The following is a 14,105-nucleotide window of genomic DNA, read 5'->3' as shown; positions in this document are numbered from 1 at the left end:
GAAAATGCGGATTGCTTATGGAAATTACATACCGCAGCTCGATGAATCTGTTTACGTGGCAGAAGGGGCTAAGCTGGTAGGGAATGTGAGTGTAGGACAGCATTCAAGTATTTGGTTCAATGCGGTGCTTCGGGGCGATCTGGCTCCAGTCATTATTGGAAAAGGCTGCAACATTCAGGATGGGGTTGTAGGCCATGTGGCGGAGAATCTGCCGCTGATATTGGGGGATGACATATCGGTAGGGCACTCCGCAATCATACATGGTTGCAGGATAGGCAGAGGCACATTAATCGGAATGGGTGCGATTGTATTGAACGGAGCAGAGATTGGTGAATATGCTTTAATAGGAGCCGGATCTCTTGTAACCGAAAACAAAGTGATCCCGCCGTACACCCTTTCCTTGGGTACCCCCGCCAAAGTGGTCCGTGAATTGACCGAGCAGGACTTACTGAGAATGTCACGCACCAGCGAGAGTTATGTGAACAAGGCGAAGGAATATGGAAACTTCTAAACAGCGGAGGTGTATCGAATGGACAAAATGAAGGCTACCTATGAAGTGATGCTGGGGCTTGCGGCAGAAATGGTGTGGGATGAAGCGCTGCGAAAGCGTCGTACCGACATCTTGTACCGGGAGATTGACACAGCGCTGGCGGCCGGAGATAAAGCGGCTTTCCGGTATCTGACTGAAGAACTGAAAAGTTTGGCATAAGAGATGCGCTTGGCGCATTTCTTTTTTTGTTGTCCTGTAAAAGAGGAATTTAACGGTATCTTCGAGAAAGCAAGGAGAAATGTTTGTCAAAACTGTTTGAACAATTCAGGTGAGGGGAATGAACAGTAATGAAATTTAGTGATTTTGACAAAAGCAGCTGGGAGGCAAACTGCAAATACTTCGATACCTGCCTGATTCCGTTTACCGGCCTGACGGGTACGGAGAGTCCGCCGGAGGCGGCAGAGGCACTTGAACGGCTGCGTGATTTGCTGGACTGTATTGAACAACCCTTTCAAGGACGCATTGTAACCTACCCGGCAATTCAGTACAGCTCAGGTGACAGTCTTCAATACGTAAATGAGATTTGCCGAAAAGTCAAATCCAGTCACTTCCAATATGTCATTGTGGCTTCATCCGATTTGGAGGTATTGTCCCAGGAAACTGTTGAAAGCGATTTAGTCCTTTCCCTGACTGGATTTGACGCGTCCCGGATAATGTCCTTTAAGAGTCAGATAGGGAGAGAAATTGAGCAGATGTGGCAAGGTGAGAAATGAGTTAAATGTGACAAAAAATCAACAATTTATAGAAAAGCACTCCAAAATGCCTGTCACAATTTAGACAATATTCTTGACGGGTTTTGGACCCTACGCTATGATTAGGTTGAACTTATATGTCGTGTGACTTATATCATTGTAAACGGATTATTTACAGGAAAAACCTCTGGATAACACTGCAGGTGCCTTCTCCAATTTCTGAATAGGGGGTTACACACAGTATGAGCAGCCATGAAGAAGAGCAGGAGCCGCATCCGCAAGGACCGCCCAGCCAAAAAGAGATGTCACGCAGACAGTTTCTAACCTATACCCTTGGCGGAGCTACCGCTTTTATGGGGGCCGGGGCAGTCCTGCCGATGATCCGTTTTGCCGTAGACCCGATATTACATAAAAAAGGCGAGGGTGAATTCATCAAAATTGCGGAAACCTCTAAAATTACCGATGAACCGCAGGAGTTTACGTTTGAGCTGAAACAGCAGGACGGATGGTATGCCAGTACAGCTACGCTGACGGCCTGGATCCGTAAAAATGAGAGCGGAGAAATTTATGCGCTTTCACCGATCTGCAAGCATCTGGGATGTACGGTCAGATGGAACAATAACAAGTCCTATCCGGATGAATACCATTGCCCATGTCATGGAGCGAGGTATACCAAAGTAGGCAAGAATCTAGAGGTCGCCCCGAAGCCGCTTGACCAGTACAAGACCAAGATTGATGGAGGCTGGGTCTATCTTGGCGATATCGTCCCCAACACCGAAGCTAAGAAGGAGGCGTAAATCTGATGTTTAAAAATGTCTACAACTGGATTGATGAACGTCTGGATATTACGCCGATTTGGAGAGATGTCGCTGATCATGAGGTACCTGAGCATGTCAATCCGGCACATCACTTTTCGGCATTTGTCTATTGCTTTGGCGGACTTACATTCTTTATTACAGTCATTCAGATCTTATCGGGCATGTTTCTGACAATGTATTATGTTCCAGATATTATAAATGCCTATGCCAGTGTGGAATATTTGCAGACGAAGGTGGCCTTCGGGCAGATCGTCCGCGGTATGCATCACTGGGGCGCAAGTCTCGTCATCGTGATGATGTTCCTTCATACAATGCGTGTATTTTTCACCGGTTCCTACAAGGCACCGCGCGAAATGAACTGGATCGTCGGTATGCTTATCTTTTTCGTGATGCTGGGGCTTGGACTGACCGGATATTTGCTGCCTTGGGACAACAAAGCTTATTTTGCAACCAAGGTTACACTGGAAATTGCTAATTCTGTACCCGTTATGGGGCCTGTGCTGAAGGAACTGATGCAGGGCGGCACTATTGTCGGCGCAGAAACTTTAACCCGCTTTTTTGCACTGCATGTATTTTTCCTCCCGGCGGTCCTGCTTATTCTGCTCGTCGGACACTTTATTATGATCCGCAGACAGGGTATCTCCGGTCCGCTGTAAGTCAATTGACAGAAAGGGGGAACTGCAGATGGCACACAAAGACAAGGACAACACCAAAGAAAAGGTCGTATTTGTCGGTGATTCCCGTGTCCGCAAGGGCAACGGTTTCATTACACCGCCGGACTATACGGCATATCCGGGCAAATCGGAAGCGTTTATTCCCAACTTTCTATTGAAAGAATGGATGGTCGGTGTTGTCGTGCTGGTGGGCATCCTGGTGCTGACCATTTCAGAGCCGGCGCCGCTAGGCTTCCCTGCGAATGCCAGTGCAACCGTAATTCCGATACCAGACTGGTATTTCCTGTTCCTGTATCAATATTTGAAGCTGCCTTATGCCTCCGGCGACTATATTGTGCTTGGCACACTCGGCGTTACAGGCGTAGCCTTTGGAGCGCTCCTGCTGGCCCCCTTTCTGGATACGGGCCGGGAACGGCGGTTCTACCGCCGGCCGATCGCTTCCTCTTTAATGTTCCTCTCCCTCGCAGCGATCATTTATTTGACGAATACAGCCTGGACGGAATATAAGCATGAAATGGCGTTAACGAATCAAATTCCTGAGGATGTGCAGCGCGAGGAAAAGGCGGCAGAGAATAGAGCCAAAGGTTTGCCGACCACAAGTGTTGTTGAAACGGAGGAAGTAGCCATCGTGGACAAGAGTGATCCGGCGATGGCGCTTTATAAGCAAGCTACCTGTGTCTCTTGTCATGCTGTCGATATGAAAGGTGGAGGTAGTGTGCCTGCGCTTCGTGGTGTCGGCGATACCCATGACAAAGATGCGATTCTCGCGATCATTAAAGAGGGACAGGGGCAAATGCCTCCGATGTATGAAACGGCGGTGGCGGCAGGTCTGACAGAGCAGGATATTGACACTCTTGCCGGCTGGCTTGCCAAACAAAAAAGCGAACAGTAAAATAATGATAAGCGCAAACCTGATCGTGCATGCGGTCAGGTTTTTGGTTGTGTAAATGCAGAGGCTGCATGATCTAGGAGGTAATGTGTCGATATGCCGGTTCATTGGTTCGAGAAGTTGTTTAAACACCGGGGAGTCATATGGCTGCTCTTTATTGTGAATTTCTTCGGTACGATTTACGGTTACATGTGGTACGGCAATCAACTGGAATATACAGCAGCCAATTATCCTGCCTGGCTGCTTCCGTTTGTTCCGGATAGTCCGACTGCGAGCCTGTTCTTTACGGCCGCTTTATTGCTCCTGCTGTATCCGCCAAAGAGTCTGAAAGGGACTCTGCTGCGTGAACTGATCGAGGCACTGGCGGTTCTCACCTCCGTGAAGTACGGTATCTGGGCGGTAAGCATTATTTTTGCCGGGGGATATCAGGGGGACACTGTGGGCTGGAAGGACTGGATGCTGGTCGCATCGCATACCGGGATGGCGGTTGAAGCGCTGATCTATGCCCGCTTCTTCGCTTTCCGCAGAATGCTGCCATTAGCGCTGCTCTGGACCCTTGCCAACGATATGGTGGATTATTCGATTGGGATTTATCCGTGGCTGCCTTCTGTGCTGGAGGATGATGTAATTGGTGTGCAGTACTTCACTATTGGATTAACCTTGCTCAGCGCCGCAGCGGCCTGGATTTTCAGCAGAAGAACCAGGCCGCTGGAGAGCTTCAGCGACAGGCGCTGACCGGCTGTTCTATCTCTTGTCCTCCTGCCATACATTTAGGGTAGGAGGGATGTCTCATGCCGCGCAGGGGATATTATGTGCTGACAGGGTTAGTGTTGTGCTGGCTGCTTGCCGGAGGGAATACTGGAAAGGTTATGGCCGATTCTAGTGCTGCCGCTGCAGGTTCCGGCCTTGAGAATTCGCTTAGTACCGGGAGTTCCGTAAGCGGAGAATCTCCGGCGCTTACCGGCAGGACTGGAGCGCAGCGGCTGGAGCAGGCGGCAGAGGCTTTGTACAGCTATGTTCTGGAAGGGAATGTCGCTAAGGCAAGGCAGGAGAGCGAGGAGATTTCACAGATTGTTGTATCCTCATCCTTTGAAGGCCTGACCTCGGTGGAGGGAATAAATGCACTGACGACAGTAGTTATGGATCTTAAGACTACAATGGCGGCTGCGCAAATCAATCCCCAGAAGTGGGAAGCTGCCGCTGCCAAGCTCAGGCTCGCTGCCAACAGTCTGAATCATCCAAAGCAACCGATGTGGCTGCAGTACTACAAGCTGATCCGCGAGGATCTGAACGATATGGAGCAAAGTGCTGTTGCCAATAATCTTAAGGATTGGAAAACGGCAGTAACAAGACTGCAAAGCAGATATGATAATATCCGCCCTGCAGTGGTCATCTCCCGCCAGCCGGAGGTGGTGAATGCCTTTGATTCCTGGTTATCTTACGCTGCGGGTATTCCATCCTCCTCACAGCCGATCGAACGCACACGCCTGCTGGAGATCGTTTCTTACGGACAGGACGCAGTCCGGGTGATGTTTGGCAAAGAGAGGGATGAGCCGGCTTTATCTCTGCCGCTGTCTCCGCCGGAGTATGGAGGGTGGGGGCTGCTTGCCGGGGCGTTTATTCTGGCAGCACTGGCCTATACCGGATACCGCAAGTACCGCGGCGAGAATGAGGAGTGGAAGCCGGTATAGATCCGGCCATGAGGCAGGCGGCGGCAGATCCCGTATGGTTAATAGTTCTGTGACGATACTTTTCTGCTGATTATAAGATGTAGGTAAAATAAAAGGCTCCCCCATCATCCATCGTGTGATGATGGCAGGGAAAGCCTTTTTTTGTCCACCCTCTATTAATGATAAATCACGCTGATTCATGGATTTAGGTTTGCCGGAAGCCTTCCCCCTGCACATCATGCACATCGCTGATGATCACAAACGCCGTGGGGTCTATGGATTTCACCAGCTGGCTGAGACGGCGGATCTCCTGGCGGGAGACGACACAGTACACCATGTGCTTCGCCTGCTTGGAGTAAGCGCCGATAGCAGGGATAAGCGTTACGCCTCTGTCCATCTCTGCCGTGATAAGATCGGCAATTTGCGGGGCATCATCGCTGATAATGGTGAAGGCTTTGGCGGCATACGCACCTTCCTGAATAAAATCAATGACCCGCGAAGAAATAAAGACGGCCACCAGGGTATACAATATTTTTTCCCGGGGAATGTAGAGCAGGGAGGCGCCAATGATGATAATGTCGACAGCCAGAATAATCTGTCCCATGCTCCAGCCGAACTTGCGGGCAAGAATTCTGGCTACGATATCGACACCGCCGGTGGTTCCGCCGTAACGGAAGACAATCCCAAGTCCAGCGCCAAGCGTCACCCCTGCATATAATGAAGCAAGAATGAAATCATGCTCGGTGCTGAACGGGACAAGCCAGCCGCCGGCAATCAGCCGTTCAAATACCCAGAGGAAAAAGGTCAACAAACCGATTCCTATACCTGTATAAAAAATCTGGTTTGAGCCGAGCACTTTCCAGCCGAGCAGGAACAGCGGAAGGTTAAGCAGTAAGGTAGTCAGGAATATGGGAAGGTCAAAGGCGTAATTCAGCAGGATGGTAATCCCGGTTACACCGCCTTCCATCAGCTGGTTGGGCACTATAAAATAGAGGAGCCCAAATGCATAGATTGCGGCACCGAGCATAATGGGAGCTACTGTTTTGCCGATCGCGAACAATTTGGATGATTTCATATAATCCCTCGCCTAAGCCCCTTAATGGGCAGTTTGTACTAACATTGCTTTCATGGGGTGAAGCTGTAAATTTAAAAAAGATTTGTCTTCAAAACGTCTTTACGATAACATAGGGGCAAACAGAAGGCAAGAACTCTCAGGGGGGCGAAGAAACAAATTATGGATAAAAGTCTTGGTGATTTGCAGCGTGAAGTCGACGCGTACATCTCACAATTTAAAGAAGGTTACTTCAGCCCGCTGTCTATGCTGGCCCGAATGTCCGAGGAAGTGGGTGAATTGGCCCGTGAAGTAAACCATCAGTTCGGTGAGAAGCCGAAAAAATCCGACGAAGCGGAAAATTCCATTGAATTGGAGCTGGGCGATATTCTGTTCATTACGATCTGCTTCGCCAATTCGCTGGGCATCGATCTGACCGAAGCCCACAATAAAGTCATGCATAAGTTCAATACCCGCGATGCCGGGCGATGGACACTGAAAAACACCGATTAGGCTTCTATAACATATGCTGTACCAAACGAACGGGATTTAGCCGTTAGGATGGTGAGGATATGAATCATAACGATTTTGTAAAAGCGGCCTACCGCTCTATTCTGCGCAGCGATTTCGCCGAAGCAATACACTTCTTTGAGGCAGCTATAGCGGCCAGTCCGGATGATGCCGAGGTGAGATACCGGTGTTCCATTACCTATGCCCGCAGCGGGATGCTGGAGAAGGCGCTGGAGCATGCACTGGCAGCGCTCAAGCTTGATAACGGCAAGCCTGAATACCGGCTGCATCTTCAGCATCTGCAGGCGCTACAGCTTGTCCAGGAGGCCAAAAGGCTGCTTGAAGATGAAACGGCAGGGACAAATAATCCGTATCATCCGATCACGCTGCTGAAAGAAGCGATTACGCTGGATCCACTATACGGGGATGCATATGTATGGCTCGCCATTGCGCACAGCCGGATGAACGAGCACTTGCAGGCCATCGCCGCGATGAAAGAGGTCATTTCCCTGCATCCGGATGATTCCGGTCTGCGGCAGCTCATGAAGGACCTGCAGAAATCATTGAAAAAATATATCCAATAAACATGGAACCAGTGAAAGCGAGGAGGAAATAAGGGTGAGCGACAAGATCAGAGTAATTGTCTCCGGAGCAGGAGGCAGAATGGGCAAAGAGGTTATAAAGCTGGTGCTGCAGGATGATGAACTGGAATTGGCTGCGGCTGTAGATCGATCGGCAGGCAGTATCGATGCCGGTCGTCTCGCGGGACTGGAAGAATGCGGAGTTAATGTTACATCGGACTTTGAGGCCGCCCTTGCACATAGCAGCGGGGATGTGTTAGTTGATTTTACGACTCCTCAATCAGCCTTTGCTAATACGACACTCGCAATTAAATATGGGGTACGTCCGGTGATTGGTACTACCGGATTTACTCCCGAACAAATTAAGGAACTGGACAAGCAATGCCAGGAACAGGGGATCGGCGGGCTGATCGCACCTAACTTCTCCATCGGGGCCATCCTGCTTATGAAGTTTGCCGCCCAAGCTGCCAAGTATTTTCCACATCTCGAAATTATCGAGTATCATGGAGATCAGAAGCTGGATGCTCCATCGGGCACGGCAATCAAGACAGCGGAAATGATTTCTGAAGCGCGTGAGGAGCTGCGTCAAGGCAATCCTCAAGAAGAAGAAATTATTGAGGGCTCGCGCGGCGGCTACTACAACGGTTTCCGTATTCATAGCGTCCGCCTCCCCGGTGTGTTTGCCCAGGAGGAAGTAGTCTTCGGCGGTTTTGGGCAATCGCTTAAAATACGCCATGATTCCTACGAACGGGCTGGATATATGCCTGGAGTCAAGCTGGGTATCCAGAAAGTGATGGAGTACACAGGAATGATCTATGGTTTTGAGCACTTTATAGAGTAGACAGGAGAGAAGAAAACATGTTGAAGATTGCATTTATCGCACATGACCGGAAAAAAGATGAGATGGTGAATTTTGTAACCGCTTATGAGCATGTATTTACTGGACTTGAGATGTACTCTACAGGAACGACCGGCCAGCGGATTATGGACGCAACCAACCTTCATATCCACCGCTACATGTCCGGTCCGCTGGGCGGAGACCAGCAGATCGGTTCGCTGGTGGCGCAGGATGAGCTGGATCTGATTATTTTCCTGCGTGATCCTTTGATGGCGCAACCTCATGAGCCTGACATTACTGCCCTTCTGCGTTTATGTGACGTGTATGGCATTCCGGTAGCGACAAATATTGCTACTGCGGAAATTCTGGTCAAGGCGATTGACCGGGGCGATTTCGGCTGGCGGGAGCTGGTACATAAGTACAAGCCGGGTGTGGACGAATAATGAAGCTGGATATCCTAGTATTCGGCGCTCATGCCGATGATGCCGAGATCGGCATGGCTGGAACCATCGCCAAACATACTGCTGCCGGCCTGAAAGTGGGCCTATGCGATTTGACCGCAGCGGAAATGTCCTCGAACGGAACCGTGGAACGGCGCAAGCTGGAAGCTCAGCAGGCCGCTGATCTGCTCGGTGCCTCACTCCGCACGAATCTGGGGCTCCCTGACCGGGGACTCTATTTGACAGAGGAGCATCTCTCAGCGGTGACCTCGGAAATTCGCAAATTCGCACCGGACATCGTATTTGCACCTTATTGGGAAGACCGCCATCCTGACCATATTGCTTGCAGCAAGCTGGTGGAAGAGGCGGTGTTTAATGCCAAGCTGCGCAAATATATGCCGGACAAGCCTGCGGTAGCGGCACCGCTGCTTTATTTTTACTTCATTAACGATCTCGGTCGGTGTGATCTTATCGTAGATGTGACTGCACAATACAGCATTAAAGAGCAGGCGCTATCCTGCTACCGTTCGCAATTCGAGAAAGCACCGGGTGAGGATGTAGTTTCGACCCCGCTTAATGAAGGCTATATCGAACGCGTCCGTTCGCGGGATATGCTGCTTGGACAGCGGAGGCTTATTCCTTATGCGGAGGGCTTCGCCAGTAAAGTGCCGCATGCCGTTGAATTGTTCACCACCGGAGGCCGTTAAACACAAAGCTTTATTTCAGCCCGATGAACAACTATAATTAACTCATGTCATTACTAAAAGTACTAACTTAACATAAGTTTATCGAAGGGGCGGAGCTATGGACCGGCTAAAAATAGGCATCACTTGTTATCCGTCTCTTGGCGGCTCGGGTGTAGTGGCGACTGAACTGGGCAAGCTGTTGGCTGAGAAAGGCCATGAAGTCCATTTTATTACACACAGTATCCCGTTCCGGCTTGGTACGTTTCAGAAAAATATATTTTACCACGAGGTAGAGGTTAACGATTATTATGTCTTCCGTTATCCCCCCTACGATCTGGCGCTCGCTACTAAGATGGCTCAGGTCGCCAAGATGCAGGGGCTGGATTTATTACATGTCCATTATGCGGTGCCGCACGCGGTCTGTGCTTTCCTTGCCAAGCAGATGTTAGGCAATGACATCAAAGTGGTAACGACACTGCATGGTACCGATATTACTGTACTTGGCCAGGATGAATCGCTTAAGGATTTGATCCGTCTCGCCATCAATGAGAGTGATGCGGTGACGGCGGTGTCGCTGGATCTGATCAACGAGACACGGCGTGTGCTGGATATTACCCGCGATATTGACCTGACTTATAACTTTGTCGATAAACGTGTGTATTATCCGCGTGACGTGTCCGACCTGCGGGGGGATTTTGCTTCACCGAATGAGAAAATCCTGATGCATATCAGCAATTTCCGTCCAGTCAAACGTGTCGGTGATGTGGTTGATATCTTTGCGAAGGTGAGCCATGAGTTGCCTGCCAAGCTGCTGCTGGTGGGTGAAGGGCCTGATCTGCCGAAGATTCAGGCGAAGATCAATGAGATGGGTCTGGAAGACAAGGTTCGCTTCCTCGGTAAGCAGGATGATATTGCCCAGGTCATTTCCTTGGCCGACCTCCTGCTGCTGCCTTCCGAGAAGGAAAGCTTTGGTCTTGTAGCCCTGGAAGCGATGGCTTGCGGTGTGCCGACAATCGGCTCGCAGGCCGGCGGCATTCCGGAATTGATCCAGCATGGCAAAACCGGGTTCCTGGCTCCGATTGGCGATACGGCCGCCATGGCTAAATATGCCGTTCAGCTGCTCTCGAATGAGGACATGATTGAGCAATTCAGAAGAGCTTGTCTGGAGCGGTCCTGCAACGATTTCAGCAGAGACATGATTACGAATCAATATGAGGATATTTATTACCGTGTGCTTGGGCGCAAGGTGCTCGGACTGGATAAAGTCCGGGGGTAAGGGGTGCTTCATGGAATGGAAAATGGCACCATCCGGCATGGCAGAGGCGGCAGGCAAAGTGATTGCCACCCTGCTTGCAGACGGCCGTGAGGCATATTTTGTCGGCGGCTGCATCCGTGATGAGCTGCTTGGCAGACCGGTGCATGATATGGATCTTACGACTTCGGCACTGCCGGAAGAAGTAATGTCCATGTTCACACGTTGTGTCCCGACCGGGCTTGCACACGGCACGGTTACTGTATTGCAGGATGGATATAGCTTTGAAGTAACGACGTACCGGACGGAGAGCGGCTATGCCGATCACCGCCGCCCGGAGCACGTCTTTTTTGTAAGCGATGTGCAGGAGGACCTGCGGCGGCGCGATTTTACGATCAATGCCATCTGCTGCGGCCTGGATGGGCAGCTGGTCGATCCTTTTGGCGGAGCTGCTGACCTGAAGCATCGCCTGATCCGCTGTGTGGGCACGGCGGAGGAACGCTTTGACGAGGACGCGCTGCGCATGCTGCGCTGCGTGCGGTTCGCGTCTGTGCTGGACTTTGCCATCGCTAAGAATACGTGGCGGGGGCTGCTGCGCCAGCGTGACAAGCTGGCGCATATTGCCGTGGAGCGTCTCCGCGCGGAGCTGGAGCGCATGATAGAGGGGCCGCATCCCGCGCGCGGCCTCGGTCTTCTCGCGCGCAGCGGCCTGCTGCCGCGCGGCAAAGCCCCGTTCCCCTGGACCGGCAGTGACATGGCGGCAGCCGCCGCCCTGCTAGCCGGGATCGGGGAACTGCCCGGCGCCCTCCTGCGGTGGGCGCTCCTGCTCCATGCCCTGAAGACGCCGGCCGCTGAGGCCGACGACCTGATGCGGGCATGGACGTTTCCGGGGGCGACGCGCAGCGCCGTCACCTCGGTGCTGCGCGTCCGCGAAGCCTGGACCGCAGCGCTTGCAGAGGTGCCGCCGGAATCTCCGGGCGGCACCGAGGCGCTTCGGCGGCGCTGGATCGCCGCCGTGCTGGCCTTGGGCGCGTCAGCCGCCGAAGGGTGGCTGACGCTGCTGGAGGCGGTGCCGGAGGCCGCCTCCTATCAGCAGCGTGTTGGCCTGGCAGAATCCGGGCCCGGAGCAGCTGTGCAGCTGCATGTGGACATGCCAGGGGTAGGCAGTCCCTTGGCCGAGCAGGTTGATCAATCAGAGCCTAAGACGGATAATGCCGCCGTTCAGCCATCTGGAGCGCCGGCGCTCTCCACGGGTCTCCTGCGGTCCTGGAGCGCATCAATGCCGCTGCAGACGTTGGCAGAGCTTGCGGTGACAGGCAATGAGCTGGCCGAAGCTTTGCAGAAACGTCCCGGCCCGTGGCTGGGAGAGCTGCTGCATGCCCTGCTGCAGGCTGTAGCGGCTGGAGATATTGCCAACGATAAACAATCATTGCTTCAGGAAGCAAAAAGGATGGATAACGATGAAAAGCGATGAAACGCCGGGGCTTTCCGGGCTGAACAGAGATACTTTTGTTTCGGGCTGGAACCGCAGTGCACAGCGACTGGAAACGGTGGTGTCTACCCAGGAGGAAGCCAAGAGGCTCGCCGAAAACGGCGCTCCGGAAGGAACGGCTATTATCGCCGAGGAACAGACCGGCGGCCGCGGGCGGATGGGCAGAAAGTGGCATTCGCCGCGAGGCAAGGGCATTTGGATGAGTGTGGTGCTGCGCCCCAATCTTCCGCTGTCACTGACGCCGCAGCTGACGCTGCTGGCTGGCGTAGCCGTCTGCCGCGCCATTCGCGAGATCAGCGGCGTGCAGGCCGGCATCAAATGGCCGAATGATCTGCTGGCAGGCGGTCGCAAAATTTGCGGAATCCTGCTGGAATCATCGCTCCGGGAAGGCGGGCTTCATTATTGTATCGCCGGAATCGGCATTGCGGTGAACTTGACGGAGGACGACTATCCGGATGATCTGCAAGGAATCGGCACTTCGCTGCTGATTGAAGGGGGAGGCATTCCCGTTGACCGCCAGCAACTCACGGAAGCGGTGCTGGCCGAACTGGAGTTTTTGTACACCCTTTACATAGAACGGGGCTTTAAGCCTGTTCGTGAGCTTTGGGAATCCATGTCGGTCACATTGGGGCGCCAGGTGTACTTTAATACACCCGAGGGACGCAGCGAAGGCACTGCGGTCGGTTTGGATGACGGCGGCGGGCTGCTGCTGAGGGATACTGCCGGGAATATTACCTGCATATTGTCAGGTGAAATAGAAATGATCCAGTGACAAGGGTTCCATGCCTTGTCACATTTTTTTGGTGTAATTAACTGCGGATTTTGTTATAATATGCTCAGAGACGGTATCGCAGGGTCGAGCTGTACTCAATCAAGCAAGCTGTACAACAGCAATTTGCTTTTCGGATTCACCTTCATAACTGTATTTCCACGGTTACGTTGGATTCTGCTCTGAGCCGTAAGGACCGAGACAGAAGGGACGATCGCGAGTGACTCTTTTTTGCCCTTCGGACCTTTTTAGCGGACCATGCTAAAAGGTTTTTTTGTTTGCGCGTTTACGCGTATTTTAACTACGAAAAGGGGAATGGGAGCAAATGGCAGACAAACATGCACTGAATATTGTCAAAATGAAAAAAATGAAAAGGGACGGTGTGCCGCTGAGCATGCTGACCGCTTATGATTATCCTTCGGCCCTGCTGGCCGAAGAAGCGGGGATCGATCTGATTCTGGTCGGTGATTCGCTCGGGAATGTTGTACTGGGTTATGATACAACCCTTCCGGTAACGATTGACGATATGGTCTATCACACACGCTCCGTGGCGCGCGGTGCGCAGAATACGTTCATTGTGGCGGATATGCCGTTTATGACGTATCACGGCAGCATTGACGAGACGCTGCGCGGTGTGCGCAGACTGATGCAGGAAGGCCGTGCGCAAGCCGTTAAAATGGAAGGCGGGCTGGAAATTTGTGAGGCCGTATCCGCTGTGGTTGCTGCTGGTGTGCCGGTGCTCGGCCACATCGGCCTTACCCCGCAGTCCGTAAACATGATCGGTGGATACCGGATTCAAGGCAAGGATCCTAAGGATGCGCAGCGGCTGATGGATGAAGCCAAGGGACTTGAAGCGGCCGGGGCTTTCGGCATAGTGCTGGAACTGGTCACGGAAGAAGTAGCGGAGGCGATTTCCAAAGCGGTCAGCATTCCGACCATCGGGATCGGCGCAGGCCGGTACTGTGACGGACAAGTATTGGTCTTCCACGATCTGCTGCAATATGCTTCACCTTACCGGGAGAAGCGCTTCGTTAAGACCTACGCTGATGTGGGCAGCCTGATCCGTGAGGGAATCGGCAGCTACGTACAGGAAGTGAAGAACCGTTCCTTCCCGGCGGAGAATCATGTATTTAATGCGGATGAAACTGTATTGGAATCTTTATACGGCGCTGCCGGAAAAGGAGCGAAATAAG

Annotated in this window: 18 protein-coding genes; 17 read left to right on the top strand and 1 reads right to left on the bottom strand. The window is 52.2% G+C overall.

What is annotated here, in order from left to right:
• The first annotated feature begins 4 nt into the window (after positions 1–4).
• The 8 genes from NSS79_RS22460 (at position 5) to NSS79_RS22425 (ending at position 5,314) form a co-directional block, all read left to right on the top strand.
• Positions 5–511 carry a gamma carbonic anhydrase family protein gene (locus NSS79_RS22460; RefSeq protein ID WP_342436218.1) on the top strand — a complete coding sequence of 169 codons (507 nt, stop codon included), beginning with the start codon at positions 5–7 and terminating at the stop codon, positions 509–511.
• Positions 512–529: 18 nt separating this feature from the next.
• Positions 530–709 (top strand): IDEAL domain-containing protein, encoded by a 180-nt coding sequence (locus NSS79_RS22455; RefSeq protein WP_038594463.1) that lies wholly within the window; start codon positions 530–532, stop codon positions 707–709.
• Positions 710–837: 128 nt separating this feature from the next.
• Positions 838–1,263 carry a DUF2487 family protein gene (locus NSS79_RS22450; protein ID WP_342436217.1) on the top strand — a complete coding sequence of 142 codons (426 nt, stop codon included), beginning with the start codon at positions 838–840 and terminating at the stop codon, positions 1,261–1,263.
• Positions 1,264–1,484: 221 nt separating this feature from the next.
• A complete protein-coding gene (locus NSS79_RS22445; RefSeq protein WP_038594455.1) occupies positions 1,485–2,039 on the top strand; it encodes a ubiquinol-cytochrome c reductase iron-sulfur subunit in 555 nt (184 codons plus the stop codon).
• Positions 2,040–2,044: 5 nt separating this feature from the next.
• Entirely contained in the window at positions 2,045–2,716 is a 672-nt protein-coding gene (locus tag NSS79_RS22440; protein ID WP_038594453.1) for a cytochrome b6, read from the top strand.
• Positions 2,717–2,744: 28 nt separating this feature from the next.
• Positions 2,745–3,626, top strand: coding sequence for a c-type cytochrome (locus NSS79_RS22435; RefSeq protein ID WP_340897443.1), 882 nt, complete (start codon positions 2,745–2,747; stop codon positions 3,624–3,626).
• 93 nt (positions 3,627–3,719) lie between these two features.
• Positions 3,720–4,358, top strand: a complete 639-nt coding sequence (locus NSS79_RS22430) for a DUF1405 domain-containing protein (protein ID WP_342436216.1) — start codon at positions 3,720–3,722, stop codon at positions 4,356–4,358.
• A 56-nt stretch (positions 4,359–4,414) separates the two neighbouring features.
• Positions 4,415–5,314 carry a sporulation protein YpjB gene (locus tag NSS79_RS22425; protein WP_342436215.1) on the top strand — a complete coding sequence of 300 codons (900 nt, stop codon included), beginning with the start codon at positions 4,415–4,417 and terminating at the stop codon, positions 5,312–5,314.
• Positions 5,315–5,498: 184 nt separating this feature from the next.
• On the opposite strand, the gene NSS79_RS22420 is transcribed toward NSS79_RS22425, so the two are convergent.
• Positions 5,499–6,368, bottom strand: a complete 870-nt coding sequence (locus tag NSS79_RS22420; protein ID WP_342436214.1) for a YitT family protein — start codon at positions 6,366–6,368, stop codon at positions 5,499–5,501.
• Positions 6,369–6,527: 159 nt separating this feature from the next.
• On the opposite strand from NSS79_RS22420, the gene NSS79_RS22415 reads away from it, so the two are divergent.
• From NSS79_RS22415 to panB, 9 genes are all read left to right on the top strand, one after another.
• On the top strand, positions 6,528–6,857 hold the full coding sequence (locus NSS79_RS22415; protein WP_038594447.1) for a nucleotide pyrophosphohydrolase: 330 nt from the start codon (positions 6,528–6,530) through the stop codon (positions 6,855–6,857).
• A 59-nt stretch (positions 6,858–6,916) separates the two neighbouring features.
• On the top strand, positions 6,917–7,438 hold the full coding sequence (locus NSS79_RS22410) for a tetratricopeptide repeat protein (RefSeq protein WP_342436213.1): 522 nt from the start codon (positions 6,917–6,919) through the stop codon (positions 7,436–7,438).
• Between the two features lie 34 nt (positions 7,439–7,472).
• Positions 7,473–8,276 (top strand): 4-hydroxy-tetrahydrodipicolinate reductase, encoded by an 804-nt coding sequence (dapB, locus tag NSS79_RS22405; RefSeq protein ID WP_342436212.1) that lies wholly within the window; start codon positions 7,473–7,475, stop codon positions 8,274–8,276.
• A 17-nt stretch (positions 8,277–8,293) separates the two neighbouring features.
• On the top strand, positions 8,294–8,716 hold the full coding sequence (gene mgsA, locus NSS79_RS22400; protein ID WP_038594440.1) for a methylglyoxal synthase: 423 nt from the start codon (positions 8,294–8,296) through the stop codon (positions 8,714–8,716).
• Positions 8,716–9,420, top strand: coding sequence for a bacillithiol biosynthesis deacetylase BshB1 (gene bshB1 / locus NSS79_RS22395; protein ID WP_038594437.1), 705 nt, complete (start codon positions 8,716–8,718; stop codon positions 9,418–9,420). The genes mgsA and bshB1 overlap by 1 nt, the downstream gene beginning before the upstream one ends.
• A gap of 97 nt (positions 9,421–9,517) precedes the next feature.
• A complete protein-coding gene (bshA, locus tag NSS79_RS22390) occupies positions 9,518–10,675 on the top strand; it encodes an N-acetyl-alpha-D-glucosaminyl L-malate synthase BshA (protein WP_038594434.1) in 1,158 nt (385 codons plus the stop codon).
• A 10-nt stretch (positions 10,676–10,685) separates the two neighbouring features.
• Positions 10,686–12,125, top strand: coding sequence for a CCA tRNA nucleotidyltransferase (locus tag NSS79_RS22385; RefSeq protein WP_342436211.1), 1,440 nt, complete (start codon positions 10,686–10,688; stop codon positions 12,123–12,125).
• A complete protein-coding gene (locus NSS79_RS22380) occupies positions 12,112–12,915 on the top strand; it encodes a biotin--[acetyl-CoA-carboxylase] ligase (protein WP_342436210.1) in 804 nt (267 codons plus the stop codon). The genes NSS79_RS22385 and NSS79_RS22380 overlap by 14 nt, the downstream gene beginning before the upstream one ends.
• Before the next feature lie 322 nt (positions 12,916–13,237).
• Positions 13,238–14,104 (top strand): 3-methyl-2-oxobutanoate hydroxymethyltransferase, encoded by an 867-nt coding sequence (panB, locus tag NSS79_RS22375; protein WP_342436209.1) that lies wholly within the window; start codon positions 13,238–13,240, stop codon positions 14,102–14,104.
• Position 14,105 lies beyond the last annotated feature (1 nt).

The organism is Paenibacillus sp. FSL L8-0436 (genome assembly GCF_038593025.1).
Classification (GTDB): Bacteria; Bacillota; Bacilli; order Paenibacillales; family Paenibacillaceae; genus Paenibacillus_AQ.
The sequence above is the reverse complement of the archived record's forward strand: the minus strand, read 5'-3'. Positions and strand labels throughout refer to the sequence as shown.